This window comes from Streptomyces sp. NBC_01551, assembly GCF_026339935.1.
Classification (GTDB): domain Bacteria; phylum Actinomycetota; class Actinomycetes; order Streptomycetales; family Streptomycetaceae; genus Streptomyces.
Map to the genome: position 1 here is coordinate 1,050,906 of NZ_JAPEPX010000001.1, position 26,657 is coordinate 1,077,562.

At 70.4% G+C, this 26,657-nt stretch carries 22 protein-coding genes; 9 read left to right on the forward strand and 13 right to left on the reverse strand.

Annotated features, from left to right (window positions below):
* The first annotated feature begins 50 nt into the window (after window positions 1–50).
* On the forward strand, window positions 51–371 hold the full coding sequence (locus tag OG982_RS04605; RefSeq protein WP_266789479.1) for a ferredoxin: 321 nt from the start codon (window positions 51–53) through the stop codon (window positions 369–371).
* A gap of 15 nt (window positions 372–386) precedes the next feature.
* Here OG982_RS04605 and OG982_RS04610 read toward each other — a convergent pair whose 3' ends face one another.
* From OG982_RS04610 to OG982_RS04620, 3 genes are all read right to left on the reverse strand, one after another.
* Window positions 387–908, reverse strand: coding sequence for a hypothetical protein (locus OG982_RS04610; RefSeq protein ID WP_266792222.1), 522 nt, complete (start codon window positions 906–908; stop codon window positions 387–389).
* Window positions 909–1,190: 282 nt separating this feature from the next.
* Window positions 1,191–2,120, reverse strand: coding sequence for a tRNA (adenine-N1)-methyltransferase (locus tag OG982_RS04615; RefSeq protein ID WP_266789477.1), 930 nt, complete (start codon window positions 2,118–2,120; stop codon window positions 1,191–1,193).
* Between the two features lie 18 nt (window positions 2,121–2,138).
* Window positions 2,139–3,458 carry a site-2 protease family protein gene (locus OG982_RS04620; protein ID WP_266789476.1) on the reverse strand — a complete coding sequence of 440 codons (1,320 nt, stop codon included), beginning with the start codon at window positions 3,456–3,458 and terminating at the stop codon, window positions 2,139–2,141.
* Between the two features lie 68 nt (window positions 3,459–3,526).
* Between OG982_RS04620 and OG982_RS04625 the strand changes: the two genes are divergently transcribed.
* A complete protein-coding gene (locus tag OG982_RS04625; protein ID WP_266789474.1) occupies window positions 3,527–4,468 on the forward strand; it encodes a RecB family exonuclease in 942 nt (313 codons plus the stop codon).
* Window positions 4,469–4,533: 65 nt separating this feature from the next.
* Window positions 4,534–5,208, forward strand: coding sequence for a response regulator transcription factor (locus OG982_RS04630; protein ID WP_266789472.1), 675 nt, complete (start codon window positions 4,534–4,536; stop codon window positions 5,206–5,208).
* A gap of 97 nt (window positions 5,209–5,305) precedes the next feature.
* Here OG982_RS04630 and OG982_RS04635 read toward each other — a convergent pair whose 3' ends face one another.
* The 4 genes from OG982_RS04635 to metH form a co-directional block, all read right to left on the reverse strand.
* Window positions 5,306–6,883, reverse strand: a complete 1,578-nt coding sequence (locus OG982_RS04635) for an ABC transporter substrate-binding protein (protein ID WP_266789470.1) — start codon at window positions 6,881–6,883, stop codon at window positions 5,306–5,308.
* Between the two features lie 75 nt (window positions 6,884–6,958).
* Window positions 6,959–8,563, reverse strand: a complete 1,605-nt coding sequence (locus OG982_RS04640; RefSeq protein WP_266789469.1) for an ABC transporter substrate-binding protein — start codon at window positions 8,561–8,563, stop codon at window positions 6,959–6,961.
* A gap of 478 nt (window positions 8,564–9,041) precedes the next feature.
* Window positions 9,042–9,743 (reverse strand): HAD family phosphatase, encoded by a 702-nt coding sequence (locus tag OG982_RS04645; protein WP_266789467.1) that lies wholly within the window; start codon window positions 9,741–9,743, stop codon window positions 9,042–9,044.
* A gap of 113 nt (window positions 9,744–9,856) precedes the next feature.
* Window positions 9,857–13,369, reverse strand: coding sequence for a methionine synthase (gene metH, locus OG982_RS04650; RefSeq protein ID WP_266947966.1), 3,513 nt, complete (start codon window positions 13,367–13,369; stop codon window positions 9,857–9,859).
* 249 nt (window positions 13,370–13,618) lie between these two features.
* Between metH and OG982_RS04655 the strand changes: the two genes are divergently transcribed.
* The 5 genes from OG982_RS04655 to OG982_RS04675 all read left to right on the forward strand — a co-directional run bounded on the left by OG982_RS04655 (window position 13,619) and on the right by OG982_RS04675 (window position 19,849).
* Window positions 13,619–14,386: an IclR family transcriptional regulator gene (locus OG982_RS04655; RefSeq protein WP_266789464.1), complete on the forward strand. Its 768-nt coding sequence runs from the start codon at window positions 13,619–13,621 to the stop codon at window positions 14,384–14,386.
* A 314-nt stretch (window positions 14,387–14,700) separates the two neighbouring features.
* A complete protein-coding gene (locus OG982_RS04660; RefSeq protein ID WP_266789463.1) occupies window positions 14,701–15,483 on the forward strand; it encodes an MIP/aquaporin family protein in 783 nt (260 codons plus the stop codon).
* 78 nt (window positions 15,484–15,561) lie between these two features.
* Window positions 15,562–17,088: a glycerol kinase GlpK gene (gene glpK, locus OG982_RS04665; protein ID WP_266789462.1), complete on the forward strand. Its 1,527-nt coding sequence runs from the start codon at window positions 15,562–15,564 to the stop codon at window positions 17,086–17,088.
* A gap of 39 nt (window positions 17,089–17,127) precedes the next feature.
* Window positions 17,128–18,735: a glycerol-3-phosphate dehydrogenase/oxidase gene (locus OG982_RS04670; protein ID WP_266789461.1), complete on the forward strand. Its 1,608-nt coding sequence runs from the start codon at window positions 17,128–17,130 to the stop codon at window positions 18,733–18,735.
* A 127-nt stretch (window positions 18,736–18,862) separates the two neighbouring features.
* Window positions 18,863–19,849, forward strand: a complete 987-nt coding sequence (locus OG982_RS04675; RefSeq protein WP_266789459.1) for a PAC2 family protein — start codon at window positions 18,863–18,865, stop codon at window positions 19,847–19,849.
* A 132-nt stretch (window positions 19,850–19,981) separates the two neighbouring features.
* On the opposite strand, the gene mshC is transcribed toward OG982_RS04675, so the two are convergent.
* From mshC to OG982_RS04695, 4 genes are all read right to left on the reverse strand, one after another.
* Window positions 19,982–21,211, reverse strand: a complete 1,230-nt coding sequence (gene mshC, locus OG982_RS04680) for a cysteine--1-D-myo-inosityl 2-amino-2-deoxy-alpha-D-glucopyranoside ligase (protein ID WP_266789458.1) — start codon at window positions 21,209–21,211, stop codon at window positions 19,982–19,984.
* 110 nt (window positions 21,212–21,321) lie between these two features.
* Window positions 21,322–22,158 (reverse strand): SCO1664 family protein, encoded by an 837-nt coding sequence (locus OG982_RS04685; protein ID WP_266789456.1) that lies wholly within the window; start codon window positions 22,156–22,158, stop codon window positions 21,322–21,324.
* Entirely contained in the window at window positions 22,122–22,712 is a 591-nt protein-coding gene (locus OG982_RS04690; RefSeq protein WP_266789454.1) for a DUF3090 domain-containing protein, read from the reverse strand. Before OG982_RS04690 ends, OG982_RS04685 begins: the two co-directional genes overlap by 37 nt.
* A 76-nt stretch (window positions 22,713–22,788) precedes the next feature.
* Complete coding sequence (locus tag OG982_RS04695; protein ID WP_266789452.1) at window positions 22,789–23,511, reverse strand: histidine phosphatase family protein; 723 nt, start codon at window positions 23,509–23,511, stop codon at window positions 22,789–22,791.
* 62 nt (window positions 23,512–23,573) lie between these two features.
* Between OG982_RS04695 and corA the strand changes: the two genes are divergently transcribed.
* On the forward strand, window positions 23,574–24,557 hold the full coding sequence (corA, locus tag OG982_RS04700; protein ID WP_323139224.1) for a magnesium/cobalt transporter CorA: 984 nt from the start codon (window positions 23,574–23,576) through the stop codon (window positions 24,555–24,557).
* A 19-nt stretch (window positions 24,558–24,576) separates the two neighbouring features.
* Here the strand turns inward: corA and OG982_RS04705 are convergent, their stop codons facing one another.
* Entirely contained in the window at window positions 24,577–25,365 is a 789-nt protein-coding gene (locus OG982_RS04705) for a ferritin-like domain-containing protein (RefSeq protein WP_266789450.1), read from the reverse strand.
* Between the two features lie 205 nt (window positions 25,366–25,570).
* Complete coding sequence (locus OG982_RS04710; protein ID WP_266789448.1) at window positions 25,571–26,620, reverse strand: LLM class F420-dependent oxidoreductase; 1,050 nt, start codon at window positions 26,618–26,620, stop codon at window positions 25,571–25,573.
* Window positions 26,621–26,657 lie beyond the last annotated feature (37 nt).

Consider the following 26,657-nt stretch of genomic DNA (forward strand, 5'->3'; position numbering starts at 1 on the left):
CGCGAGTTGTGGCCGGGATGGATCACTCAGCGCAGGGAACGGCAGGAGATATGACCGTGCAGCAGGAGGCCCGGACGGGCGGTACCGGCGGGGCCGGGGAGCCGCTAGAGGTCTGGATCGACCAGGACCTCTGCACCGGGGACGGGATCTGCGTGCAGTACGCCCCGGAGGTGTTCGAGCTGGACATCGACGGTCTGGCGTACGTGAAGAGCCCCGAGGACGAGCTTCTGGTGGAGGCGGGGGCGACGACTCCGGTTCCGCTGACGCTGCTCCAGGACGTGGTCGACTCGGCGAAGGAATGCCCGGGGGACTGTATTCACGTAAGGCGCGTTTCGGACAGGGTCGAGGTCTTCGGTCCGGACGCCGAGTAATGGGCTTGTGACGCTTCAAACCCGCGCGGCGGCCGAGTCCGTCAGCTCCTGGCGGAATTTCCCGTCGCTCCAGCGCCACTTGGCGAGCTGCTTCGTGTCGGGGCTGGAGCGCGGGACGTCGGGCGAGGAGTAGCCGAGAAGGCTCGCGGTGACGACCCCGTCGCGCACGGTGAGGTCGGCGGCGGTCTGCCGCCGGGCGGTGTCGAGCAGGGTGGCCACGACCCGGGCGCGGGCGTCCGCACCCTTGTCCCGGGTCAGTACGTAGACCGCGTGGGGCGGGGTGCCGGAGCCGGCGTCGCAGCGGACGGCGGCGACGGTCTCGGGGCGGCCGTCGCCGTCGAGGTCGCCCTCGGCGGTGTCGGTGACGGCCTGCGGGAGACCGTGGCAGTCCAGGGGGTACGTGAGGGCCCGCGCGTCGGGAGCGGTGGCCTGGGGGCCGGCCGCGGCGGCGCCGGAGGCTCCGGCCGGGGCGCCGGAGCGGGTGGTGGCGCCTGCGGAGGGCTGGACGAGGCCCGCGGCTGCGATGACGGCGGCCATGGCCGAGGCGGTGGCGAGCCAGTGGACGGGCCGGGTGTGGTGGTGCGCCAGGGTTTCCAACGTTGGCGCGAGCTCGGCGGGGCTGTGCGGCACGCGGGGTGTCTCCTGTGCGAAGGGTGACGTGGCGCCAGCATCGTGCCACACCTCACACGGAGGTGGAACGGCTGGGTCCGCCCGGTGCGCGGGGCAACGAAAAGGCGCTGTGGCGCAGTTCCCGATCGCTTCGGGGAACTGCGCCACAGCGCCTGTGTGTTGGGTGCCGGGTGGCCGGTCCGGGTGGGGTCAGCCCCGGTCGCCGCGGTCGGCCCGGTCGGCGGAGCCGCCGGACTGGCTGCCGGGTCCGTCGTAGTCCTCGCCGTAGGCGCCCTTGGCGGGGCGGCGGCGGCGCATCGGGGGCTCGACGCCGTCCGCGAGGCGGCGGGCGGTGACGAGGAAGCCGGTGTGGCCGATCATCCGGTGGTCCGGGCGGACGGCCAGGCCCTCGACGTGCCAGTTGCGGATCATCGATTCCCAGGGCTGCGGCTCGGCATAGCAGCCGAACTCGCGGATGGATTCGACGGTGCGGGCGAGCTGGGTGGTGGTGGCCACGTAGCAGCACAGGATGCCGCCGGGGACCAGGGCCTTGGAGACGGCCTCCAGGCACTCCCAGGGGGCGAGCATGTCGAGGATCACGCGGTCGACGTCCGTGTCGGACAGGTTGTCCTGGAGGTCGCCGACGGTGAGCTGCCACGCGGGGTGCGGGCCGCCGAAGTAGCGCTCGACGTTGGCCGTGGCGATCTCGGCGAAGTCGGCGCGGCGCTCGTAGCTGTGGAGCATGCCCTGGTCGCCGATGGCGCGCAGCAGGAAGCTGCTCAGGGAGCCGGATCCGACACCCGCCTCCACGACGCGGGCGCCGGGGAAGATGTCGGCGAAGGCCAGGATCTGGCCCGCGTCCTTGGGGTAGACCACGGCGGCACCGCGGGGCATGGACAGGACATAGTCGGGGAGCAGGGGACGCAGCGCGAGGTAGGCGACGTTGCCCGTGGTACGGACAACACTGCCCTCGGGGGCACCGATCAGCTCGTCGTGGGGGAAGGAACCCTTGTGGGTGTGGAAATTCTTCCCGGCTTCGAGCGTGAACGTGTAGTGGCGGCCCTTGGGGTCGGTGAGCTGAACCTGGTCCCCGACCTCGAAGGGCCCGCGTCGGCGGGCGGCACCGGTCGGTTCGGACATGTGACCAGTGTATTGGCTTCAGGACTGGGGCCGCGCCATGGCCTTCACGAAGGCCTTCTCGACGTCGAGGGTGGACAGGACGCCGTAGATCTCGCCGCCGGTTTCGACGACGAGGTATTCGGTGGCGGGGGTGGCGCGGAGGTGTTCGAGGAGTTCTTCGCCGGTGAGTTCCGCTGAAACCTTCATGCCGTCGGTGAGGTCCTGGGCGAGGGTGCTGACGGCGACCCAGGGGCGGCGGTGTTCGGGTACGGAGGCGATGGCGCTCTCGCGGACGATGGCGGTGGGGTCGCCGTGTCCGTCGACGACGACGAGGGCGCGGGCGCCGGCTTCGTTGGCGCGGCGCAGCGCTTCGGAGAGCGGGGTGGCGTTCTCGACGGGGATGGCGCGGCGGGTGAGGGCGCGGGCCTGGAGTTCGGGGAGGTGTTCGCGCAGCCGGGCCATGCGCAGGCTGTTGCCGGCGCCGGTCCAGATGATGGCGGCGAGGATCGCGGCGAGCAGGGCGTCCATGACGGTGTTCATGCCGCCGATTTCGGTGCCGCGGTTGCCGAGGGCTCCGGTGTGGGTGAGCAGGGGCAGGCCGAGGAGGACGGCGACGGCGAGGCCGCGGCCGACCCAGGCGGCGGCGATGGTGCCGGTCATGGGTTTGCCGGTGATGCCCCAGATGACGGCGCGGAGCATGCGGCCGCCGTCGAGGGGGAGGCCGGGCAGCAGGTTGAAGGCGGCGACGAGGAGGTTGGAGATCATCAGGCCGGCGAGGAGGACGCCGGGGACGGTGGCGGGGTCGACGGCCTTCATCCCGAGGTAGAAGAGTCCGGCGAGGACGAGGGAGAGCAGGGGGCCGACGAAGGCGAGGACGAATTCGCGGCCGGGGGTCTCGGATTCCTTCTCGATCTCGGAGACTCCGCCGAAGAACTGGAGCTGGATGCGGCGGACGGGGAGTTTGAAGCGGAGGGCGGCGATGGTGTGGGCGAGTTCGTGGACGAGGACGGAGGCGTAGAAGGCGACGGCGAAGAAGAGGGAGACCAGGTAGCGGACGGGCCCGAGGTCGGGGAGGATCCGGTCGAGCTGGTCGCCGAAGACCCAGGTGATGAGGGCGGCGACGAGGAACCAGCTGGGCGAGACGTAGACGGGCACGCCGAAGGGGCGGCCCATGAGGATTCCGCCGCCCGGGTCGGAGCGCCGGCTCGCGCGCTCGCCGGTCTGGTCGGTGTCTGCCACGGCTGTCCTTCGTTCGGTGCTGTCCGCCGGGTCGGTTCCGCCGGTGGTTTCCATTGTGGTTCCCGCGCGGTCCCGGTGCGGGGCGGGTCGGGTCGTAGCGCGGTGTGATGCACCGATCATGCAGTGCGAGGGGGGCCGGCGTCGATGGTACGCACGTGCTGTCGGTGAGGGGTCGTACTGTTTTGGGTATGACGACGCCCCCCGGTTCCGTTCCCGGTGCCGCCGATGCCGACACCGCTGCCGCTGATGCCTCTGCCGCTGCCGACGCCGAGGCCGACGCCGTGGTGAGTGCCGCGCGGCCGAGTTCGCTGTCTCCTTCGCGGGCGAGCGATTTCATGCGGTGTCCGTTGCTGTACCGGTTCCGGGTGATCGACAGGCTGCCGGAGAAGCCGAGTGCGGCGGCGACGCGGGGGACGCTGGTGCACGCGGTGCTGGAGCGGCTCTTCGATCATCCGGCGCAGGAGCGGACGGCGCCGCGGGCGAAGGCGTTGATCCCGGGGCAGTGGGACCGGTTGCTGGAGGCGAAGCCGGAGCTGACGGAGCTGTTCCCGGAGGGGGACGAGGGGGCGGGGCTGGCGCGGTGGCTGACGGAGGCCGAGGCGCTGGTGGAGCGGTGGTTCACGCTGGAGGACCCGACGCGGCTGGAGCCGGTGGAGCGGGAGTTCTTCGTGGAGACGGAGCTGGATTCGGGGCTGCGGCTGCGCGGGATCATCGACCGGGTGGACGTGGCGCCGTCGGGTGAGGTGCGGATCGTCGACTACAAGACGGGCAAGGCGCCGCGGCCTGAGTACGCGGAGGGCGCGCTGTTCCAGATGAAGTTCTACGCGCTGGTGGTGTGGCGGCTGAAGCAGGTGGTGCCGCGGCGGCTGCAGCTGGTGTACCTGGGCAGCGGGGACGTGGTGACGTACGACCCGGTGGTCGCGGATCTGGAGCGGGTGGAGCGCAAGCTGCACGCGCTGTGGGAGGCGATCCGGGAGGCGACGGAGACGGGGGACTGGCGGCCGCGGCCGACGAAGCTGTGCGGCTGGTGTGATCATCAGGCGGTGTGTCCGGAGTTCGGGGGGACTCCCCCGCCGTACCCGCTGGTGATCGTCCCGCGTGCGGAGGCGGCACGCCCGGCGGATTCCTGATCGCCGGGCCAGGGCAGAATGGGCGGGGTCCGCCGAAGCCGTCCGACGAATACGAGGTAGACCCCGTGGCGATCCGCGTCCTTCTGGTCGACGACCAGCCGCTGCTGCGCACCGGTTTCCGGATGATCCTGGAGGCCGAACAGGACTTGGCGGTGGTCGGTGAGGCCGGGGACGGTCTGCAGGCGCTGGACCAGGTGCGGGCGTTGCAGCCCGACGTGGTGCTGATGGACATCCGGATGCCGCGGATGGACGGGGTGGAGGCGACCCGGCAGATCACCGGGCCGGGACGGGACGGGCCGGCGAAGGTGCTCGTGCTGACCACGTTCGATCTGGACGAGTACGTGGTGGAGGCGCTGCGGGCGGGGGCGAGCGGGTTCCTGCTGAAGGACGCGCCGGCCAATGAGCTGGTGCAGGCGATCCGGGTGGTGGCGGCCGGTGAGGCGATGCTGGCGCCGAGCATCACGCGGCGGCTGCTGGACAAGTACGCGGGGCACCTGCCGTCGGGTGAGGACGATGTCCCGAACACGCTCGGCACGCTGACGGAGCGCGAGGTCGAGGTGCTGAAGCTGGTGGCCCGGGGGTTGTCGAACGCGGAGATCGCAGCGGATCTGTTCGTCAGCGAGACCACGGTGAAGACGCACGTGGGGCACGTCCTGACGAAGCTGGGGCTGCGTGACCGGGTGCAGGCGGCGGTGTACGCGTACGAGAGCGGCCTGGTGCGTCCGGGAGCCGGGCAGTAGGCAGCGGGCAGTGGGCGGCCGTGCGAACGGGCCGGCAGCCGCGTGACGCGGTTGCCGGCCCGTTGGCTTTTCAGGCGTGCCAGGCGTACCGGGCGTGTCAGCCCTTGGAGATCTCCCAGAAGCGGAAGACGGTCGAGGCGTCCAGGGACCACTGCAGGCCGGTCACGTTCTGGCGGGTGACGGCGTACTGCTTGCCCTGCCAGAGCGGGAGGATCGGGATCTCCTCGGCGACGATGTCCTGGAGGCGGCCGTAGTCGACGGTGGCCGCGGTGCGGTCGGACTTGGCGGAGGTCGACGGGATGATGGTCCCGCTGATCTCCTTGTTCTCGTAGTTGTTGCCGAGGACGTTGTCCGGGCCGAAGAACGGCTGCGTGAAGTTGTCGGCGTCCGGGTAGTCGGGGACCCAGCCGAGCGCGTAGACGCCGTACTTGCCGGCCTTGATGTCCTTCTCGTACTGGTCGAAGGGCACCGACTTGACGTCGGCCTCGAAGAGGCCGCTGTCGTTGAGCATCTTGGCGATGGCCTGGAACTCCTGGTCCATGGCCGGGCCGTAGCGGGTGGGCGTCGAGTACAGGGTCAGCTTGACCTTGTCCTTGATGTTGGCCGCGCGCAGCACGGCCTTGGCCTTCTCGGGCTGCGGGGTGCCGCCGTAGCGGTCGAAGAACGCGGTGTTGTGCGAGCCGATGCCGGCCGGGATGATCGAGTACAGCGAGGTCGCGGTGCCCTGGTAGACGCCCTGGACGAGGGCCTCGCGGTCCACGAGGTAGGCCATGGCCTTGCGGATCGGGAGCTTTCCGGCGACCGGGTCGTTCATGTTGAAGACGAGGTGCTGGACCTCGGCTCCGGTGCCCTGGACGACGTCGATCTTCTGGTCGCCGGTCCGGCTGGAGAGTTCGGCGATGTCCTTGGCGGCGAGGCCGCGGTAGGCGAAGTCGACGTCGCCGCTTTCCAGGACCTTCTTCAGGGCTGCCTGGTCGTCGGTGAAGAACTTCATGGTCACGCCGTTGTTCTTCGCCTTGGCCTTGCCCGAGTACGACTCGTTGACGGAGAAGCTGGCGCTCTTGTCGTTGATCGAGTCGAGCTTGTAGACACCGGAGCCGGTGGCCTTGTTGTCGGTGCGGAGCTTGTCGGCCGGGTACTCGGTGTGGTCGACGATGGCGCCGGCGCCCGAGGCGATCTTGCTGGGGAAGGTCGCGTCGGAGGTCTTGAGGCGGAAGATGACGGTCTTGTCGTCGGGGGCCTCGATGCTGGAGATCGACGAGAGCATGACGGCGGGGCCGTTCTCGTCGTTGATCTTCAGCGTGCGCTCGAAGGAGTACTTGACGTCCTTCGAGGTCAGGCTGTTGCCGTTGCTGAACTTCAGGCCCGAGCGCAGGACGCACTTGAAGACCTTGCTGTCGCCGCCCTCGAAGTTGCAGGCCTGCGCGGCGTCGGGCTCCGGCGCGGTGCCGCCCTTGGGGAAGCTCAGCAGGGACTGGAAGACGTTGTTGAAGAGCAGCCACGAGCCCGGGTCGTAGCCCGACGCGGGGTCGGTGGCCTTGACCTTGTCGGATATGCCCATGACCACGCCCTTGCCGCCGCCCGCGGCCGTGCCATCCTGCGAACCGCAACCGCTGAGCAGCGCGGCGGCGGTGGCTGCGCCGAGCGGGGCCGCCAACCACTGGTTACGTCTCATCACGCGAACGTCCTTCACAGTCGAACTGTTTCGTTCTGGCCGGCTCGCGAGTTCCGCTGCCGGTTGGTGCCGTTCTCAGCCGCTGACTCCGCGGCCGAGTTCCCACAGCTGGAGGTCGGAGATGGCGTTGACCGACCACTCCACTCCGGTGATCCCGTCGCGCGCGGCGACGTACTGCTTGCCCTGCCACAGGGGCAGGACGGGTACGTCCTCGGCGACGATGTCCTGCATCTCCGAGATCGCGCCGGCGGCGACACCGCGGTCGGCCGCGCGGCGGGATTCGGGGATGAGCTTGGTGCGCACCGCGGCGTTGGCGTACGGCGTGCCCAGGAAGTTGTCCTGCTCCAGGAACGGGGCGAGGAAGTTGTCGGCGTCCGGGTAGTCGGGGAACCAGCCGAGCCCGTAGGCGGCGTAGTCGCCCTTCTTCTGGGCGGGCCGGAATTCGGACCATTCCTTGCCCTGGACGGTGATGTCGAAGAGCTGAGTGGAGTTCAGCTGGGTCTTGAGGGCCTCGAACTCGGCGGCGGTGCCGTCGCCGTAGTGGTCGGCGGTGTAGGTCAGGGTCAGCTTGACGGGGGTCTTGATCCCGGCGTCCTTCAGGAGTGCGGCGGCCTTGGTGGTGTTGGCGTCGCCGTACTTGTTGAAGAAGGAGTTGACGTGGCCGTTGACGCTGGTGGGGACCAGGGAGTACAGGGGCTGCGCGGACTTGCCGTAGACCTTGGAGACGAGGGCGCCCCGGTCGACGGCGGCGGCGAGGGCCTGGCGTACTGCCTTGTCCTTGACGACGGGGGCCTCGGTGTTGAAGCCGAGGTAGCGGATCTCCAGGCCGGGCAGGGGGGTCAGCTTGACGCCCTTGGGGGGCTTGGCGGAGAACTCGGCGATCTGGGCGGGCGACAGGGTGCGGGAGACCATGTGGACGGATCCGGCGGCCAGTGCCTTGCCCATGGCGGCGGAGTCGTCGAAGGTGCGCAGTTCGACCTTGTCGTTCTGCAGCTTGATGTCGCCCTTGTAGTGGGGGTTCTTGCTGAAGACGGCGCGGACGAGGTGGCCTTCCTTGACTTCGGCCTTCATGGTGTAGGGGCCGGAGCCGTCGATGGCGAAGCCTTCGCGGAGCTTCTTGGCGTCGTAGTTCTTCGCGCTGACGATGCCCGCGGCGGGGGTGGCGAGCTTGTACGGGAAGGTCGCGTCCGGGGTCTTCAGGTGGAAGACGACGGTGTCGGCGCCCTTGACTTCGACGGTGTCGAGGGTGGAGAGCAGCGAGGAGGGGCCGTTCTCGTCCTTGATCGCGCGGACGCGGTCGATGGAGAACTTGACGTCCTTGGCGGTGAGGGGCTCGCCGTCGGCGAACTTCAGCCCGGGGCGCAGGACGCAGCGGTAGCTCTCGTTGCCGGTGTCGGTGAAGCGGCAGTCGGAGGCTGCTTCGGGGACGGGCTGGCCGCCGCCGCGCGGGGTGTGCATCAGCGTCTGGACGGTCTGGCGCAGTACGTTCCAGGCCCCGGCGTCGTAGGCGTAGGCCGGGTCGAACGGGGCGGGCGCGTAGTCGGCGGCCTCGAACCGGTCGGTGGTGCCGACGACGATCGCTCCGGAGCCCGCTCCTCCGCCGGTCGCGGTGCCGCAGGCGGCCAGCGCGGGGGTGAGCAGTCCGGCCGCGGCCGTCAGCACCATGGTCTTGCGGTTCATGCTGGAAGTACTCCCTATACCGGCACTTGCTCAAAGCGGCGTAAAGGGCACTCGCGACGGTCGCCCGTTCAGGGCGGAACGATCGGGCCGGTGTTGTGACGATCGGTCCACGCGGTCTCGGCACAGGGGTGTGCGTCCGGGACGGCTGCGGTGCGGCGCGGTGCCCGGATTGACAGTAGTGGCCCTGGACGGGATGGCTGGAACTGGCCCGAGTTGGGGCGTAATCGCACGGTGATGGGAGCGGACTGCCTGTTCATGCCGGGGTCGCCGCAGATTGGGTCAGGAGCTGATCAATCCGGACACAAAGGAAGCCCCCGAGGGGTCCGGACAGGTCCGTCGGGGGCTTGACGCGTGACCAAGGTCACCCGGGGCAACTGCCCCGGAGGGGATGGAATTTCAGCCTCCGGGGCCTTCGGCGGAAGAATCTTCCGTCGGGCGTGTTTTTATGCACGTTCCGTTCGGTACGGAGCGTATGCGGTCAGTTCATCGGAGTGATGAGGGAGCGCAGGAAGGACAGGTCCACGTCCTCCAGCGAGCCGACGATCGTGCGGCCCGGGGCGGGCGGGATCATGCCGACCGAGGGAACGGCCACGACCCGGCAGCCGGCCGCCTCGGCGGCGGCCACCCCGGTGGCGGTGTCCTCGATGACGGCGCACCGCGAGGGGTGGGCGCCCAGGGTGCGGGCGGCGAGCAGGTACGGGTCGGGATGCGGCTTGGTACGGGGCACCTCGTCGCCCGCGACGCTCAGCGCGAACCGCTCGGGGCCCAGGGAGCGCAGCACCCGGTCGATGACCCGGCGGTGCGAGGCGGAGACGAGGGCGGTGGGCACGTTGTGCAGGGCCAGCTCGGCCAGCAGCCGCTCGGCGCCGGGCATGAGCGGCACCTGGTCGGCGATGCGGGCCTCGAAGCGCTCGTTGAGCAGGACGCTCAGCTCCGCCAGGGTGATGGCTGCGCCGGTGGACTCGATGAGGAAGGTGGCGCTGCGGGTCATGGGGCCGCCGACGACGATGTCGCGCCAGGACTCGTCGAGGCGGTGGCCGAGCTCGCCGAAGACGTCCACCTCGATCTCCCACCAGAAGCCCTCGGTGTCGACGAGGGTGCCGTCCATGTCGAGCAGCACCGCCTGGAGGGCATGCCCGTCGGCCGTGCGGGCGACGGGGGCGGGAACGGTGCTGGTCATGCGGCACGCCTCTCTCAGGGGACGAGAAGGCCGGCCGCCGTCTCCCCACGGGCATTCCCCCGGGGAACAGGCGACCGGCCTGTATGGGACCGACAAGTGTACGTCGGTCCGCGTCAGCGTGCGTTGAAATACTTCGCTTCGGGGTGGTGGATGACGATGGCGTCGGTGGACTGCTCCGGGTGGAGCTGGAACTCCTCGGACAGGTGGACGCCGATCCGCTCCGGCTGGAGGAGGTCGGCGATCTTGGCGCGGTCCTCCAGATCGGGGCAGGCGCCGTAGCCGAGGGAGAAGCGGGCGCCGCGGTACTTGAGGTCGAACATGTCCTCGACGGCGGCCGGGTCCTCGCCGCCGAAGCCGAGCTCGGCGCGGACGCGGGCGTGCCAGTACTCGGCCATGGCCTCGGCGAGCTGGACGGAGAGGCCGTGCAGCTCCAGGTACTCGCGGTAGGAGTCGGACTCGAACAGCTTGGCGGTGGCCTCGCCGATCTTCGAGCCGACGGTGACGACCTGGAGGCCGACCACGTCGGTCTCGCCGGACTCCTCCGGGCGGAAGAAGTCCGCGAGGCAGAGCCGGCGGCCGCGGCGCTGGCGCGGGAAGGTGAAGCGGGTCCGCTCGTTGCCGGCGTCGTCGAGGATGATCAGGTCCTCGCCCTTGGAGACGCAGGGGAAGTAGCCGTACACGACGGCCGCTTCCAGGAGGTTCTCGGTGTGCAGCTTGTCGAGCAGGCCGCGCAGCCGCGGCCGGCCCTCGCTCTCGACGAGCTCCTCGTACGTGGCGCCGCCGGCGCGGGCCTGCTTCAGGCCCCACTGGCCCTTGAAGAGGGCGCCCTCGTCCAGCCAGGAGGCGTAGTCCTTGAGCGGGATGCCCTTGACGACGCGGGTGCCCCAGAACGGCGGGGTGGGCACGGGGTTGTCGACGGAGACGTCGGAGCGGCCCCCCGGCTCGTCCGGCTCCTCCACCTGGAGGACGGGCGTGTCGCGCTTGGCGACGCGGCGCTGCTTGAGTTCGGGGAGCTTGGCGCCGGGCACGCCGCGCTTGACGGCGATGAGGGCGTCCATCAGGCGCAGGCCCTCGAAGGCGTCGCGGGCGTAGCGGACCTCGCCCTCGTAGATCTCGTGGAGGTCCTGCTCGACGTAGGCGCGGGTGAGGGCGGCGCCGCCGAGGATCACCGGGTAGTCGGCGGCCAGCTTGCGCTGGTTGAGCTCCTCCAGGTTCTCCTTCATGATCACGGTCGACTTCACGAGCAGCCCGGACATGCCGATGACGTCGGCCTTGTGCTCCTGCGCGGCTTCGAGGATCGCGGAGACCGGCTGCTTGATGCCGATGTTCACGACGTTGTAGCCGTTGTTGGTCAAGATGATGTCGACGAGGTTCTTGCCGATGTCGTGGACGTCGCCGCGGACGGTGGCGAGGACGATGGTGCCCTTGCCCTCGTCGTCGGTCTTCTCCATGTGCGGTTCGAGGTAGGCGACGGCGGTCTTCATGACCTCGGCCGACTGGAGGACGAACGGCAGCTGCATCTGGCCGGAGCCGAACAGTTCGCCGACGACCTTCATGCCCTCCAGGAGGGTGTCGTTGACGATGTCGAGCGCGGGGCGGGTCTGGAGGGCCTCGTCGAGGTCGGCCTCCAGGCCGTTCTTCTCGCCGTCGATGATCCGGCGCTGGAGCCGCTCGTCGAGCGGCAGCGCGAGGAGCTCTTCGGCGCGGCCGGCCTTGAGGGACTTGGTGTTGACGCCCTCGAAGAGGGCCATCAGCTTCTGCAGCGGGTCGTAGCCCTCGGCGCGCCGGTCGTAGATCAGGTCCAGGGCGGTGTTGACCTGCTCCTCGTCGAAGCGGGCGATCGGCAGGATCTTGCTGGCGTGCACGATCGCCGAGTCCAGCCCGGCCTTGACGCACTCGTCGAGGAAGACCGAGTTCAGCAGCACGCGGGCGGCCGGGTTGAGGCCGAAGGAGATGTTCGACAGGCCGAGGGTGGTCTGCACCGCCGGGTGGCGGCGCTTGAGCTCGCGGATCGCCTCGATCGTGGCGATGCCGTCGCCCCGGGACTCCTCCTGGCCGGTGCAGATCGTGAAGGTGAGGGTGTCGATGAGGATGTCGGACTCGTGGATGCCCCAGTTGCCCGTCAGGTCGTCGATGAGCCGTTCGGCAATGGCGACCTTGTGTTCGGCGGTGCGGGCCTGGCCCTCCTCGTCGATGGTCAGGGCGATGAGAGCGGCGCCGTGCTCCTGAGCCAGCCGGGTGACGTTGGCGAAGCGGGACTCCGGGCCGTCGCCGTCCTCGTAGTTGACGGAGTTGATGACGGCGCGGCCCCCGAGCTTCTCCAGGCCGGCCTGGATGACGGGAACCTCGGTGGAGTCCAGGACGATCGGCAGCGTCGAGGCGGTGGCGAAGCGCCCGGCCAGCTCCTGCATGTCGGCGACGCCGTCGCGGCCGACGTAGTCGACGCAGAGGTCGAGCATGTGCGCGCCCTCGCGGATCTGGTCGCGCGCCATCTCCACGCAGTCGTCCCAGCGGGCCTCCAGCATGGCCTCGCGGAACTTCTTCGACCCGTTCGCGTTCGTCCGCTCGCCGATCGCCATGTACGAGGTGTCCTGGCGGAACGGGACCGTCTGGTAGAGCGAGGAGGCGCCGGGCTCCGGGTGGGGCACCCGGGCGGCGGGGCTCAGCTCGCGGACCCGCTCGACGACCTGGCGCAGGTGCTCCGGCGTCGTGCCGCAGCAGCCGCCGACCAGGGAGAGGCCGTACTCGCGGACGAAGGTCTCCTGGGCGTCGGCGAGCTCGCTCGCGGACAGCGGGTAGTGCGCGCCGTTCTTGCCGAGGACGGGCAGGCCGGCGTTGGGCATGCAGGAGAGCGGGATGCGCGAGTTGCGGGCGAGGTAGCGCAGGTGCTCGCTCATCTCGGCGGGGCCGGTGGCGCAGTTCAAGCCGATCATGTCGATGCCCAGGGGCTCCAGCGAGGTCAGCGCGGCGCCGATCTCGGAGCCGAGCAGCATGGTGCCGGTGGTCTCGACGGTGACGGAGCAGATCAGCGGCACGGTGATGCCGAGGGCCTCCATGGCGCGGCGGGCGCCGATGATGGAGGACTTGGTCTGGAGGAGGTCCTGGGTGGTCTCGACGAGCAGCGCGTCGGCGCCGCCGGAGATCAGGCCCTCGGCGTTGACCTGGTAGGCGTCGCGGATGGTGGCGTAGTCGATGTGGCCGAGGGTGGGCAGCTTGGTGCCCGGGCCCATGGAGCCGAGGACCCAGCGCTGCTGTCCGGTGGAGGCGGTGTACTCGTCGGCGACCTCGCGGGCGATGCGGGCGCCCGCCTCGGACAGCTCGAAGTTGCGCTCGGGGATGTCGTACTCGGCGAGGGCGGCGAAGTTCGCGCCGAAGGTGTTGGTCTCGACGCAGTCCACGCCGACCGCGAAGTACTCCTCGTGGACGGAGCGCACGATGTCGGGGCGGGTGACGTTCAGGACCTCGTTGCAGCCTTCGAGGTTCTGGAAGTCCTCCAGGGTGGGGTCCTGTGCCTGGAGCATCGTTCCCATGGCTCCGTCGGCGACGACCACGCGGGTCGCGAGCGCCTCGCGGAGGGCATCGGCCCGGTTCTGCGGGTCGGTGGGCAGGTTCGGCAACGAGGCCATGGCTGAGCTCCCTGGAATGCGACGGCTGTCGGCTTTACACCCCATCTGCGTCAAGGGTGCACGCGGTCAGGGTAACCGCGCGGCAACAGCCCCGGTGGAGGTGTCCCACGTGGCGGACTGCATTCTGGGCGTGGGGGCTTCCCGGCGTGGCCGAAACCGGCTGTCCTGATGACCTGCACCTCGTGCGCAAGGTCGACATCGACCGATACTGTTCAGCATTGTCGAACTACGTCAGCAGGAGGCTGCACGATGGCACGGAACATCCAGTCGCTCGAACGAGCCGCTGCGATGCTGCGGCTCCTGGCGGGCGGCGAGCGCCGGCTGGGTCTCTCGGACGTGGCGGGCGCCCTGGGCCTCGCCAAGGGCACCGCGCACGGGATCCTGCGCACCCTGCAGGCCGAGGGCTTCGTGGAGCAGGATCCCGCCTCGGGCCGCTACCAGCTGGGCGCGGAGCTGCTGCGCCTGGGCAACAGCTACCTGGACGTCCACGAGCTGCGCGCCCGCGCCCTGGTGTGGACGGACGACCTGGCCCGGGCGAGCGGTGAGAGCGTCTACGTCGGCGTGCTCCACAAGAGCGGGGTGCTGATCATGCACCACGTGTTCCGGCCCGACGACAGCCGTCAGGTGCTGGAGGTGGGGGCCATGCAGCCGCTGCACTCCACGGCTCTGGGCAAGGTGCTGTCGGCGTTCGACCCGGTGGCGCACACGGAGGCCGTGGAGGTGGAGCGCGAGGCGTTCACGCCCCGGACGGTCACGGACGCCGTCGGCTTCGAGGAAGTGCTGGACCTGACCCGGGCCCGCGGCTGGGCCTCGGACGTCGAGGAGACCTGGGACGGCATCGCCTCGGTGGCCGCGCCCATCCACGACCGGCGCCGGATGCCCGTGGGCGCGGTGGCCGTCGCGGGCGCCGTGGAGCGGGTCTGCGGGGAGTCCGGGGAGCCGCGGCCGGCCCTGGTTGCCTCGGTCCGGGACTGCGCCCGGTCGGTTTCGCGCGACCTTGGCGCGGGCCGGTTCTGACCTTGCTTTGAGCACCCCGGTGGCCGATCCATACGCCATTGGGGTGCATTTCGCCATCTTCTGATCATGGGATGGCTGAATTTGGGCGATCGTACCGTGTGGTAACGATCCGGCATTTGACCTGGTCAACCCTTGACGCGTTCTTCACCCGGGATGAAAACTGCCGTTCATCGGTCGGCATTGTCGAACAGCTACCGGCAATAAGCGTTAGGCTGTGGCAAGGCCAAGGACCGGTGCAGCACTCACCGAGTGCGTGGACCACCGGAGGGACCCGGTGTCCGCCCACCCCTGGACGTAAGACAAAGGAGTCGCGGGTGTCCAGCTCCGACATCTTCATCGGCGAGACCATCGGTACCGCCCTGCTCACCCTGCTGGGTGGCGGCGTCTGCGCCGCCGTCACGCTCAAGAGCTCCAAGGCCCGGAACGCGGGCTGGCTCGCGATCACCTTCGGCTGGGGTTTCGCCGTACTGATCGCCGCCTACGTGTCCGCGCCGCTCTCCGGTGCGCACCTCAACCCGGCCGTCACCGTCGGCCTCGCCATCAAGAACAGCGACTGGAGCGACGTACCGGTGTACTTCGCCGGTCAGCTCCTCGGCGCCATGCTCGGCGCGGTCCTGATGTGGGTCACGTACTACGGCCAGTTCCTGGCGCACCTCTCGGACCCGGAGCACATCCGTGACGCCAAGCTCGGCCCCGAGGACCCGCACCCGCACGACCAGGCCGGCCCGGTCCTCGGTGTCTTCTCCACCGGCCCCGAGATCCGCAACGTCGTCCAGAACCTCGCGACCGAGATCATAGGTACGGCCGTCCTGGTCCTGGCGATCCTGACCCAGGGGCTCCAGGACGGCGGCAAGGGCCTCGGCGTCATCGGCGTCCTGATCACCTCGTTCGTCGTCGTCGGCATCGGCCTCTCGCTCGGCGGTCCGACCGGCTACGCCATCAACCCGGTCCGCGACCTCGGTCCGCGCATCGTCCACGCCCTGCTGCCGCTGCCCAACAAGGGCGGCTCGGACTGGGGATACTCCTGGATCCCGGTCGTCGGCCCGCTCGTCGGTGCCGCCGTCGCCGGTGGTCTGTACAACATCGCGTTCGCCTGATCAGCATCGGCTCGTATCGCAAGATCCGCACCGCACTCCTGATTCCGCCTACCTAGAGACCTGCCAGGAGCAGTCACCATGACGAACAGCACCGGCCCCTTCATCGCCGCGATCGACCAGGGCACCACCTCCTCCCGCTGCATCGTGTTCGACCGCGACGGCCGCATCGTCGCCGTCGACCAGAAGGAGCACGAGCAGATCTTCCCGAAGCCGGGCTGGGTCGAGCACGACGCCACCGAGATCTGGACCAACGTCCAGGAGGTCGTCGCCGGCGCCATCGCCAAGGCCGAGATCACCGCCGCCGACGTCAAGGCGGTCGGCATCACCAACCAGCGCGAGACCACCGTCCTGTGGGACAAGAACACCGGCGAGCCGGTGCACAACGCGCTGGTCTGGCAGGACACCCGCACCGACGCCCTGTGCAAGGAGCTCGGCCGCAACGTCGGCCAGGACCGCTTCCGCCGCGAGACGGGCCTGCCGCTCGCCTCGTACTTCGCGGGCCCCAAGGTGCGCTGGCTGCTCGACAACGTCGAGGGCCTGCGCGAGCGCGCCGAGGCCGGCGACATCCTCTTCGGCACCATGGACTCCTGGGTCATCTGGAACCTCACCGGTGGCGCCCAGGGCGGCGTGCACGTCACGGACGTCACCAACGCCTCGCGCACCATGCTGATGAACCTCCACACCCTGGAGTGGGACCACAAGATCGCGGAGTCGATGGAGGTCCCGACCAACGTCCTCCCCGAGATCAAGTCCTCCGCCGAGGTCTACGGCCACGTCAAGGACGGCGTCCTCGCCGGTGTCCCGGTCGCCTCGGCGCTCGGCGACCAGCAGGCCGCCCTCTTCGGCCAGACCTGTTTCGCCGAGGGCGAGGCCAAGTCCACCTACGGCACCGGCACGTTCATGCTGATGAACACCGGCGACAAGGTCATCAACTCCTACAGCGGCCTGCTGACCACGGTCGGCTACAAGATCGGCGACCAGAAGCCGGTCTACGCCCTGGAGGGCTCCATCGCCGTCACCGGCTCGCTCGTCCAGTGGATGCGCGACCAGATGGGCATGATCAAGACCGCGGCCGAGATCGAGACCCTCGCGTCCTCGGTCGACGACAACGGCGGCGCCTACTTCGTGCCGGCCTTCTCCGGCCTGTTCGCCCCGTACTGGCGCTCCGACGCCCGAGGCGTGATCGCCGGCCTCACCCGGTACGTCACCAAGGCGCACATCGCCCGTGCCGTCCTGGAGGCCACCGCCTGGCAGACCCGCGAGATCACCGACGCCATGACCAAGGACTCGGGCGTCGAGCTCGCGGCCCTCAAGGTCGACGGCGGCATGACCTCCAACAACCTGCTGATGCAGACCCTCTCCGACTTCGTGGACGCCCCCGTGGTCCGTCCCATGGTCGCGGAGACCACCTGCCTCGGCGCCGCCTACGCCGCCGGCCTGGCCGTCGGCTTCTGGCCCGACACCGACGCCCTGCGCGCCAACTGGCGCCGCGCGGCGGAGTGGACCCCGCGGATGCCCGCCGAGCAGCGGGACCGCGAGTACAAGAACTGGCTCAAGGCCGTCGAGCGGTCCATGGGCTGGATCGACGACGAAGACGCCAGCTGACGCACCAGCTGAGTCAATCGACGAGGAGCTAAGAGAGATATGAGCAGCCTGCAGAGCGTTCCCGCACTGGGCACGCACCCGACCGCCGGTTCGAACCCGAGCCGTGCCGAGACCCGCGAGCAGCTGGCCAAGGCCACGTACGACCTGCTGGTCATCGGCGGTGGAATCCTGGGCACCTCGGTGGCCTGGCACGCCGCGCAGTCGGGTCTGCGGGTTGCCATGGTGGACGCCGGCGACTTCGCCGGCGCCACCTCCTCGGCCTCCTCCAAGCTCGTCCACGGCGGTCTTCGCTACCTGCAGACCGGCGCGGTCAAGCTGGTCGCCGAGAACCACCACGAGCGCCGGGTGCTGGCCAAGGACGTGGCCCCGCACCTGGTCAACCCGCTCACGTTCTACCTGCCGGTCTACAAGGGCGGCCCGGTCGGCGCCGCCAAGCTGGGCGCGGGCGTCTTCGCCTACTCCGCCCTCTCGGCCTTCGGCGACGGCATGGGCAAGGTCATATCCCCGGCCCGCGCCGTCGCCGACAACCCCGGCCTCAAGACGGACAACCTCAAGGCCGTCGCGGTCTACTACGACCACCAGATGAACGACTCCCGCGTCGCCGTCATGACGGTCCGCGCGGCCGTCGAGTCCGGCGCCGTCGTCCTCAACCACGCCGAGGTCACCGGTCTGCGCATGACGCGCGGCCGGGTCAGCGGCGCCGAGCTCAAGGACCGCCTGGACGGCACCGAGTTCGGGATCGACGCGCGCGTCGTGCTCAACGCCACCGGCCCGTGGGTGGACCACCTGCGGCGCATGGAAGACAAGCACTCGATGCCGTCGATCCGCCTGTCCAAGGGCGCGCACATCGTGATGAAGCGCAAGTCGCCGTGGAAGGCCGCCATGGCCACCCCGATCGACAAGTACCGCATCACCTTCGCGCTCCCGTGGGAGGACCAGCTGCTGCTGGGCACCACCGACGAGGTCTACGAGGGCGACCCGGCGGACGTGCGCGCCACCGAGGCCGACATCCAGCAGATCCTCGACGAGGCGGCGTTCTCCGTGAACGACGCCGACCTCGACCGCTCGCTGATGACGTACGCCTTCGCCGGCCTGCGGGTGCTGCCCGGCGGCCCCGGCGGTGTCGAGAAGGCCAAGCGCGAGACGGTCGTCTCCGAGGGCGCCGGCGGCATGCTGTCGGTGGCCGGCGGCAAGTGGACGACGTACCGCCACATCGGCCGTGTGGTCATGGACAAGCTGGCCAAGCTCCCGGGCAGCCCGCTGACCGAGGACATGGAGCCGGTGAAGTCCCTCGTACGCCGGATCGCGCTGCCCGGTGTCGCCAACCCGAACGCCGTCGCGCACCGCCTGCTGGTGGACCGCGAGCCCGGCACCCGGATGGACCCGCTGACCGCCCGTCACCTGGCGTCCCACTACGGCTCGCTGGCCTTCGACATCGCGCGGCTCGCGAACGAGGACCCGGCGCTCGCCGAGCGGATCCACCCCGACGGTCCGGAGATCTGGGCGCAGGTCGCCTACGCCCGTGACAACGAGTGGGCCGAGACGGTCGACGACGTGCTGCGCCGCCGTACGACGGTGACGATCCGCGGCCTGGACAGCGACGACGTGCGCGGCCGGGTCGAGGAGATGCTGGGCCGCAAGGCATAGCTCTCCCGCAGGTGGGGAAGAGGGGCGGTTCCGAGGGGAACCGCCCCTCTGTCGTGGGCTGTGGCTGGTGTCGTCTCAAGGCTTAGGCTGACCCACGTACGCAAGGGAACTTCGGAAGGAGACCTGGGTGATCGAGCTTGAGGGCGTGCCCGAGCTGATCGACCCGGTCATGGTGGCCGCGTTCGAGGGCTGGAACGACGCGGGTGACGCGGCCTCCGGTGCGGTGGCGCACCTGGACCGGGAGTGGAAGGGCGAGGTCTTCGCGGCTCTGGACGCCGAGGACTACTACGATTTCCAGGTCAACCGGCCGACGGTGTGGCTGGACAACGGGGTACGGAAGATCACCTGGCCGACGACCCGGCTGTCGGTGGTGCGCATCGGCGGGACCAAGCCGCGTGACCTGGTGCTGGTGAGGGGGATCGAACCCTCCATGCGCTGGCGGTCGTTCTGCAACGAGATCCTCGGCTTCGCGCACGAGCTGGGCGTGGAGATGGTGGTCATCCTGGGCGCGCTGCTCGGGGACACCCCGCACACGCGTCCCGTTCCGGTGAGCGGGGTGACCTCGGACGCGGACCTGGCGCGGACGATGGACCTGGAGGAGACCCGCTACGAGGGGCCCACGGGGATCGTGGGGGTGCTCCAGGAGGCCTGTACGCACGCGGGCGTTCCGGCGGTGTCGCTGTGGGCGGCGGTGCCGCACTACGTGTCGCAGCCGCCGAACCCGAAGGCGACGCTGGCCCTGCTGAACCGGCTGGAGGACCTGATCGACATCCGGATCCCGCTGGGTGAACTCCCGGAGGACGCGCGGGCCTGGCAGCTGGGCGTGGACCAACTGGCCGCCGAGGACAGCGAGGTGGCCGAGTACGTCCAGACGCTGGAGGAGGCGCGGGACACGGCGGACCTGCCGGAGGCCTCGGGCGACGCGATCGCCCGGGAGTTCGAGCGGTACCTGCGGCGCCGGGACCCGGCCGGGCCGTCCTCGACGGAGCCGGGTGACGGTTCGTACCTGCGCGACCCGTCGAGCGGGCTCCCCCGCCCGCCGAAGCGCAAGCCGGACCCGGAGCCCCCGTCCCCGTCCTCGGACGATGAGGACGACACCCCGCCGGAAGCCTGACCGGGCCGGGCCGGGTGGAGGGAACTCCTCCCCGCCCCGCCCTTTCCCCGTTTCCCGGGGCTCCGCCCCGGACCCCCGTACCAGGGGCGGAGCCCCCGGCACGTGTGGTCGCGGGCGTCGCGGGCGGAATTGCTACAGGGCTACGCCCAAGAGGGCGTCCACGGCGCGCGAGACCAGGCCCGGGGCCGACTCGTCGTCGCCGTCCGAGGCGTTCTGGGCGTCCACCCAGCGGTCCACGGCCGCCAGCGCGGCGGGCGCGTCCAGGTCGTTGGCCAGGGCCTCGCGGATCTCCTCGACGAGGGCGTCCGCGGGCAGGCCGTCCGGGCGGGACACGGCCGCGCGCCAGCGCTCCAGGCGGGCCACCGCCCGGGCGAGGACCTCGTCGGTCCACTCCCAGTCGTCGCGGTAGTGGTGCGAGAGCAGCGCGAGGCGGATCGCGGCCGGGTCGACGCCCGCGCGGCGCAGCGCCGAGACGAAGACCAGGTTGCCCTTGGACTTCGACATCTTCTGGCCGTTCAGCGCGACCATGCCGGCGTGGACGTACGCCTTGGCCATCGGGAACTCGCCCGTCAGGACCTGCGCGTGCGAGGCGCCCATCTCGTGGTGCGGGAACGCCAGGTCGGAGCCGCCGCCCTGGATGTCGAAGCCCATGCCGAGGTGGTCCAGGGCGATCGCGACGCACTCGATGTGCCAGCCCGGCCGGCCGCGGCCCAGCGAGCCGCCGTCCCAGCTCGGCTCGCCCGGGCGCGCGGCCATCCACAGCATCGGGTCGAGCGGGTTCTTCTTCCCCGCGCGGTCGGGGTCGCCGCCCCGCTCCGCCGAGAGCAGCCGCATCGCCTGCGCGTCCAGGTTGGAGACCTGGCCGAAGTTCGGGTCGGACTCGACGGAGAAGTAGATGTCGCCGTCCAGCTCGTACGCGGCGCCGGCGTCGCGCAGCCGCTCCACCAGCGGCACGATGCCCGGTATGGCCTCGACGGCGCCGATGTAGTGCTGCGGCGGCAGCATCCGCAGGGCGGTCATGTCCTCGCGGAAGAGGGCCGTCTCGCGTTCCGCGAGCTCGGTCCAGTCCTGGCCGTCGCGCAGCGCCCGCTCCAGGAGCGGATCATCCACGTCGGTGACGTTCTGGACGTAGTGGACCTGCCGCTTGGTGTCGAGCCACACGCGCTGCACGAGGTCGAACGCGTTGTAGGTCGCCGCGTGACCGATGTGGGTCGCGTCGTACGGGGTGATGCCGCAGACGTAGATACGGGCGACGGGACCGGGGGCGAGGGTGATCGTCCCCTGGGTCGCGGTGTCGTGGATCTGGAGGTCGCGGCCCTTGCCAGGAAGGGCGGGGACCTCAGAAGCGGGCCAGGCATGCATGCGTCGAGCCTAACCGGACGGGTGTTCCGAAAACGAACCGGACCTGCGCTGTTGGCTTGATCGACACTCTTGCGGTCTGGCCGGTTCTGTGCGTGTGCCGCTTGGCTGGTTCAGACCGGTGGCCAGGGGATGGCGGGCCACTGCCCGGAGGGCTGCGGGTGCACTCCCGTGCGCAGCAGCTGCTCCACGCGGCCCCGTACGGCGGCCAGCTCGACGGGCGTGATCAGTTCGGCCAGCCGGGTGGCGAGGGGCTCGCCCTCGGCCAGCTGCGCCGCCAGGGACGCCAAGACCTCGCGGGCCTCGTCGGTCAGCGGCTCCCCCGCCCACCCCCACAGCAGGGTGCGCAGCTTGTCCTCGGTGTGGAAGGTCACTCCGTGGTCGATGCCGTAGAGCCGTCCGTCGGGCGTCGGCAGCAGGTGGCCGCCCTTGCGGTCGCCGTTGTTGATCACGGCGTCGAGGACGGCGAGCCGTCGCAGCCGGGGGTCGTCGGCGTGCACGAGCAGGGCGGTGCGGCCCTCGCCGACCTCGGCGAGGGCGACCGGCTTCCAGCCGTCCCCCGCCTCCTCGCCCTCGACGAGCGCGAGGAGCCCGGCCTCGGGGGACTCGCCCGCCTCGATCCAGTGCTGGACCATGCCCTCGCCGTACGGGCCGTCGCGCAGCACGGTCGCGGGGACCAGGCCCCAGCCGGTGGCCTCGGAGACCAGGTAGGCGGCGCGCTCGCGCTGAGCGAGGTTGCCGTCGGGGAAGTCCCACAGCGGCCGCTCGCCCTTGACCGGCTTGTAGACGCACTCCGCGCTGACGCCCTCGTACGTGACGTCGCACAGCAGTACCGCGTTGGACGCCTCGCGGATCCGTCCGCGTACGGTGAGCTCACCTCGGGCGAGCAGTTCCTCGATCGGGGTCTCGGCGGTCACGCCTGGCGCCGGTACCCGTTCTGGCGCGGACACACGTGCCCCTCGGGGTCCAGTGGCAGGCTGCACAGCGGGCACGGCGGCCGGCCGGCGTTGACGACGTCCAGGGCCCGCTTGGCGAAGGCGCGGGCCTGCGCGCCGGACAGGCGCACCCGCAGCATCGGCGGGCCGTTCTCCTCGTCCTGCAGGAGCCGCTCCTCGGCCTCGGCGAGGTCCTCGTCGGAGTCGGCGTCGAGCTCGACCAGGGCCTGCGCCTCGACGATCATCCGCTGTTCCTCGCCGTCCCAGGCCAGGGCCATCGTGCCGACGCGGAACTCCTCCTCGACGGGTACGTCGAGGGGGGCGGTGTCGGCGGCCTCGGTGGAGGCCATGGCCGGCACCGGGGCGTTGCCGCCGGTGCGCCGCACGACCTCGTCCAGCAGCTCGTCCATCCGCTCGGCCAGCGCCGCGACCTGGGTCTTCTCCAGGGAGACACTGGTGACCCGGGGGCCGGAGGAGGCCTGCAGGAAGAACGTACGGCGCCCCGGCAGACCGACCGTACCGGCCACGAAGCGGTCCGGCGGGTCGTAGAGGAACACCTGACGGGGCACGTCCAGTCTCCAAGTCTCGGCGGCGGGGCGGGGCTGCGCGCTTGTGTTGGCCCGTCCACCCTACTGCGCCGTTCGATCACACCGCGCCCGCACCGCCTCCCACGACCGCGATCCCGCCGTCTTCGGCGGCTTTGTCCGCGGCGGGCCCGGCGGCGGGCGGCTCGTCGCGCGGTACGAATCCGGCGAAGTCCCCGGTGTCGCCGAGCCGGAGCACGAACGGGCGGCTCGGGGTGTACCGGATCACGGTCACCGAGCAGGGGTCGACGTGGATGCGCTGGAACAGGTCGAGGTGCATGCCCAGGGCGTCCGCGACAAGGGACTTGATGATGTCCCCGTGCGAGCACATCAGGAAGAGGGCGTCGGCGCCGTGCTCCTCCTCGATCCGCGCGTTCCACTCCCGCACGGCGTCCACGGCGCGGGCCTGCATGGCGCGCATGGACTCGCCGCCGGGGAAGGCCGCGTTCGACGGGTGCTGCTGAACGATCTTCATCAGCGGGTCGTCGGAGAGCTCTGAGAGTTTGCGGCCCGACCAGTCGCCGTAGTGGCATTCGCCGATGCGCTCGTCGGTGTGCAGCGCCAGCTCGGGGCGGGCGGCCAGCAGGGGGGCGAGGGTCTCCCCGCAGCGCTGGAGCGGGCTGGAGACGGCGGCCGCGAGCGGCACCCCGGCGAGCCGGGCGGGCAGCGCCGCGGCCTGCTCGGCGCCGCGCTCGTCGAGGGCCACTCCCGGGGTCCACCCGGCGAGCAGCCCTGCGGTGTTGGCGGTGGACCGCCCGTGTCGTACGAGGATCAGCGTGGCCATGGACACCACCCTAAGCGGTGGCACGGGTGTGCGGGTGGGCCTCGGGCAGGGACAATGCCCAGGTGATTGTGGACTGCGCCATGTACCGGGACGGCCGTCGCTCGAACGCTCCCGAGGACTTCTCGGACGCCCTGGACGAGGCGCGCGCCACGGGCGACGCCTTCCTCTGGATCGGTATGCACGAGCCGACGGAGAAGGAATTCGAGCACGTCAGCCAGGAGTTCGGGCTGCACCCGCTGGCGGTGGAGGACGCCCTGACCGCGCACCAGCGCCCGAAGCTGGAGGTCTACGACGACTCACTCTTCGTCGTCCTCAAGCCCGTGACGTACGACGAGGACCGGGACACGGTGACCGCCGGCGAGCTGATGGTGTTCATCGGCGACTCGTTCGTGGTCACGGTCCGGCACGGCGAGGGGGCCGCGCTGAGCGCCGTACGGCAGCGCCTGGAGCACGAGCCGAACGTGCTGCGGCACGGTCCGACGGCGGTGCTGTACGCGGTGTCCGACGCGGTGGTGGACCACTACATCGACGTCGCCGCAGAGCTCCAGGGGGACCTGGAGGAGCTGGAGGCGGAGGTCTTCGCCCCGAACGCCGCCGACACCAAGAACACCGCGGCCCGGATCTACGCGTTCAAGCGGCAGGTGCTGGAGTTCCGGCGGGCGACGAGCCCGCTGCTGCTGCCGATGGACCGGCTCGCCTCCGGGAACGTGCCGTTCGTGCACGACCACGCGCAGCCGTTCTTCCGCGACGTCGCCGACCACCTGACGAAGGCGAACGAGTACATCGAGGGCCTGGACCGGCTGCTGTCGGACGCGCTGTCCGCGCACCTGGCGCAGATGGGCGTCCGGCAGAACGACGACATGCGCAAGATCTCGGCGTGGGCGGCCATGGCGGCCGTGCCGACGATGGTCGCGGGGATCTACGGGATGAACTTCGACCACATGCCGGAGCTCGGGCACGAGTGGGGCTACCCCGGAGTCATCGCGCTGATGGCCGGCGCGTGCCTGGGCCTGCACCGGCTGTTCAAGACCCGGGGCTGGCTGTAGGGCTCCCGCGCGTGGTGGGCTACGCGTATTCGGGCGCGGTCGTCGGCACGCCGCCCAGGGCGTCGCGGCGCGCCGGCATCCGCAGGCTCACCATCCGGTGCCAGCCGCTGAACCGCTCGTACGCGTACATCCCGCGGATGCCGGCGGCGAGCGCGGCGGCCTTCGGCGCGGGCCATCTCAGCAGCCGCCCCATGTGGCCCATGACGGCGAGGCTGACGTCCCGGTAGATGCCGATCTCGGTGAGGGCGCTGTCGCGCAGCACGCGCTGGATCATCCGGCCGTGGCCGTCGCGGACGAGTCCGAGCAGCTCTTCGTGGCAGTACGCGAGGTGGTTGTCCTCGTCGTCGCTGATCATGCGGATGGCCTTGCCGAGCTCGGGGTGATCCCCGAAGTTCTTGACCAGCATCTCCATCTGGTCGGCGGCGCGCTGTTCGGTGACGCGGCTGTGCGCGAGGTAGACGACGATGTCCTGCTCGGTCAGCGGCGCCTCGCGGCGCAGTTTGTCGTGCGCGAGGCCGATGCCGCGCCGCTCCAGCAGCATCGTGTAGTCCGTCTCGGGCGGCACCGGGACGGGCTCCAGGCCGCGTTTGCGGAGCAGGGCGTTGAAGATCCGGCCGTGCTTGTCCTCGTCGGCGCCGTGCCGGGCGATCTTGGGCCCGAGATCGCACATGGCGTCGGGGACCAGCGCCGCGATCCGGGCGTTCTCCCAGCCGCCCTGGGACTCCCCGCTGGCGGCGATGGAGCAGAACAGCTGGAAGGCGTCGTCGTCGTCGACGATCTCCTGGAACAGGCTGCGGGCAGAGAGCATGAACCGAGTCAAATGCGGATTTACCGGGCGGGCAACCGATACGTCGCACTACTCGGCCGAATGAACGAAGCGAAGGGGTGACGCCGCAGGCGTAACCCGGCGGGCTCCGGACGCGTTGTTGGGTGTGACGGCCGTGGCGGGGAAGACCCCCGAGCCCCCACCACGGCCGCAGAGACTTCCCCCGGGACGCCGTCGGCTTACGGCCTTACGCCAGTCCGGCCAGCTCCAGGGCCTGCGTGCCGGCGCGCAGCGCGGCGATCCGCTCGTCGAGGGTGAACCCGGCCGGGGCGAGCGTGAGGGTGGTGACCCCGGCGTCGGCGTAGGCCCGCATCCCGTCGGCGATCCGCTCGACCGGGCCGAGCAGGGTGGTCGAGTCGATCAGTGAGTGCGGAACGGCCTCGGCCGCGCCCGCCTTGTCGCCGCCCAGGTACTTGGTCTGGATCTCGGCGGCCTCCTTCTCGTACCCCATGCGCTGCGCGAGCTGGTTGTAGAAGTTCTGCTTGGGGCTGCCCATGCCGCCGACGTACAGGGCGGTGTACGGGCGGAACATGTCCGCGAGCGCGGTGACGTCGTCGCCGAGGGCCAGCGGCACCGTCGGGCAGACGTCGAAGCCGTCCATGGTGAGCCCGGCCTTCTCGCGGCCCGCGCGGATGTGGCGCAGCGCGGTGTCCTCCAGGTGCGCGGCGGACGGGAAGATCAGCAGGGCGCCGTCGGCGATCTCGCCAGTCTGCTCCAGGTTCTTGGGCCCGATGGCCGCGATGTAGAGCGGGATGTGCTCGCGCTCCGGGTGCACGGTGAGCTTGATCGGCTTGCCGGGGCCGCCGGGCAGCGGCAGGGTCCAGTGCTGTCCCTCGTACGAGAGCCGCTCGCGGCTCATGGCCTTGCGGACGATCTCGACGTACTCCCGGGTGCGGGCCAGCGGCTTGTCGAACTTCACGCCGTACCAGCCCTCGGAGACCTGCGGTCCGGAGACGCCGAGGCCGAGGCGGAAGCGGCCCTTGGTGAGGGAGTCGAGGGTGGCGGCGGTCATGGCCGTCATGGCGGGCTGGCGGGCCGGGATCTGGAAGATCGCGGAGCCGACGTCGATGCGCTCGGTCTGGGCCGCGACCCAGGCGAGGACGGTGGCGGCGTCGGAGCCGTAGGCCTCGGCGGCCCAGCAGACGTCGTACCCGAGGCGGTCGGCCTCCTGCGCGACGGCGAGGTTGTCGGCGTCCATGCCCGCACCCCAGTAACCCAGATTGATGCCGAGCCGCATGTGTCGTCCCCTTACCGGTTTACCGATCAGTAACGTT

Excerpts from the sequence above, each read along its gene's own strand:
- OG982_RS04610 (WP_266792222.1), bottom strand. The coding sequence starts at position 908 with ATGGCCGCCGTCATCGCAGCCGCGGGCCTCGTCCAGCCCTCCGCAGGC.
- OG982_RS04645 (WP_266789467.1), bottom strand. The coding sequence starts at position 9,743 with ATGACCAGCACCGTTCCCGCCCCCGTCGCCCGCACGGCCGACGGGCAT.
- glpK (WP_266789462.1), top strand. The coding sequence starts at position 15,562 with ATGACGAACAGCACCGGCCCCTTCATCGCCGCGATCGACCAGGGCACC.
- OG982_RS04710 (WP_266789448.1), bottom strand. The coding sequence starts at position 26,620 with ATGCGGCTCGGCATCAATCTGGGTTACTGGGGTGCGGGCATGGACGCC.
- OG982_RS04625 (WP_266789474.1), top strand. The coding sequence starts at position 3,527 with ATGACGACGCCCCCCGGTTCCGTTCCCGGTGCCGCCGATGCCGACACC.
- OG982_RS04695 (WP_266789452.1), bottom strand. The coding sequence starts at position 23,511 with ATGGCCACGCTGATCCTCGTACGACACGGGCGGTCCACCGCCAACACC.
- metH (WP_266947966.1), bottom strand. The coding sequence starts at position 13,369 with ATGGCCTCGTTGCCGAACCTGCCCACCGACCCGCAGAACCGGGCCGAT.
- OG982_RS04605 (WP_266789479.1), top strand. The coding sequence starts at position 51 with ATGACCGTGCAGCAGGAGGCCCGGACGGGCGGTACCGGCGGGGCCGGG.
- OG982_RS04670 (WP_266789461.1), top strand. The coding sequence starts at position 17,128 with ATGAGCAGCCTGCAGAGCGTTCCCGCACTGGGCACGCACCCGACCGCC.
- OG982_RS04640 (WP_266789469.1), bottom strand. The coding sequence starts at position 8,563 with ATGAACCGCAAGACCATGGTGCTGACGGCCGCGGCCGGACTGCTCACC.
- OG982_RS04615 (WP_266789477.1), bottom strand. The coding sequence starts at position 2,120 with ATGTCCGAACCGACCGGTGCCGCCCGCCGACGCGGGCCCTTCGAGGTC.
- mshC (WP_266789458.1), bottom strand. The coding sequence starts at position 21,211 with ATGCATGCCTGGCCCGCTTCTGAGGTCCCCGCCCTTCCTGGCAAGGGC.
- OG982_RS04655 (WP_266789464.1), top strand. The coding sequence starts at position 13,619 with ATGGCACGGAACATCCAGTCGCTCGAACGAGCCGCTGCGATGCTGCGG.
- OG982_RS04705 (WP_266789450.1), bottom strand. The coding sequence starts at position 25,365 with ATGCTCTCTGCCCGCAGCCTGTTCCAGGAGATCGTCGACGACGACGAC.
- OG982_RS04635 (WP_266789470.1), bottom strand. The coding sequence starts at position 6,883 with ATGAGACGTAACCAGTGGTTGGCGGCCCCGCTCGGCGCAGCCACCGCC.
- OG982_RS04620 (WP_266789476.1), bottom strand. The coding sequence starts at position 3,458 with ATGATCGGTGCATCACACCGCGCTACGACCCGACCCGCCCCGCACCGG.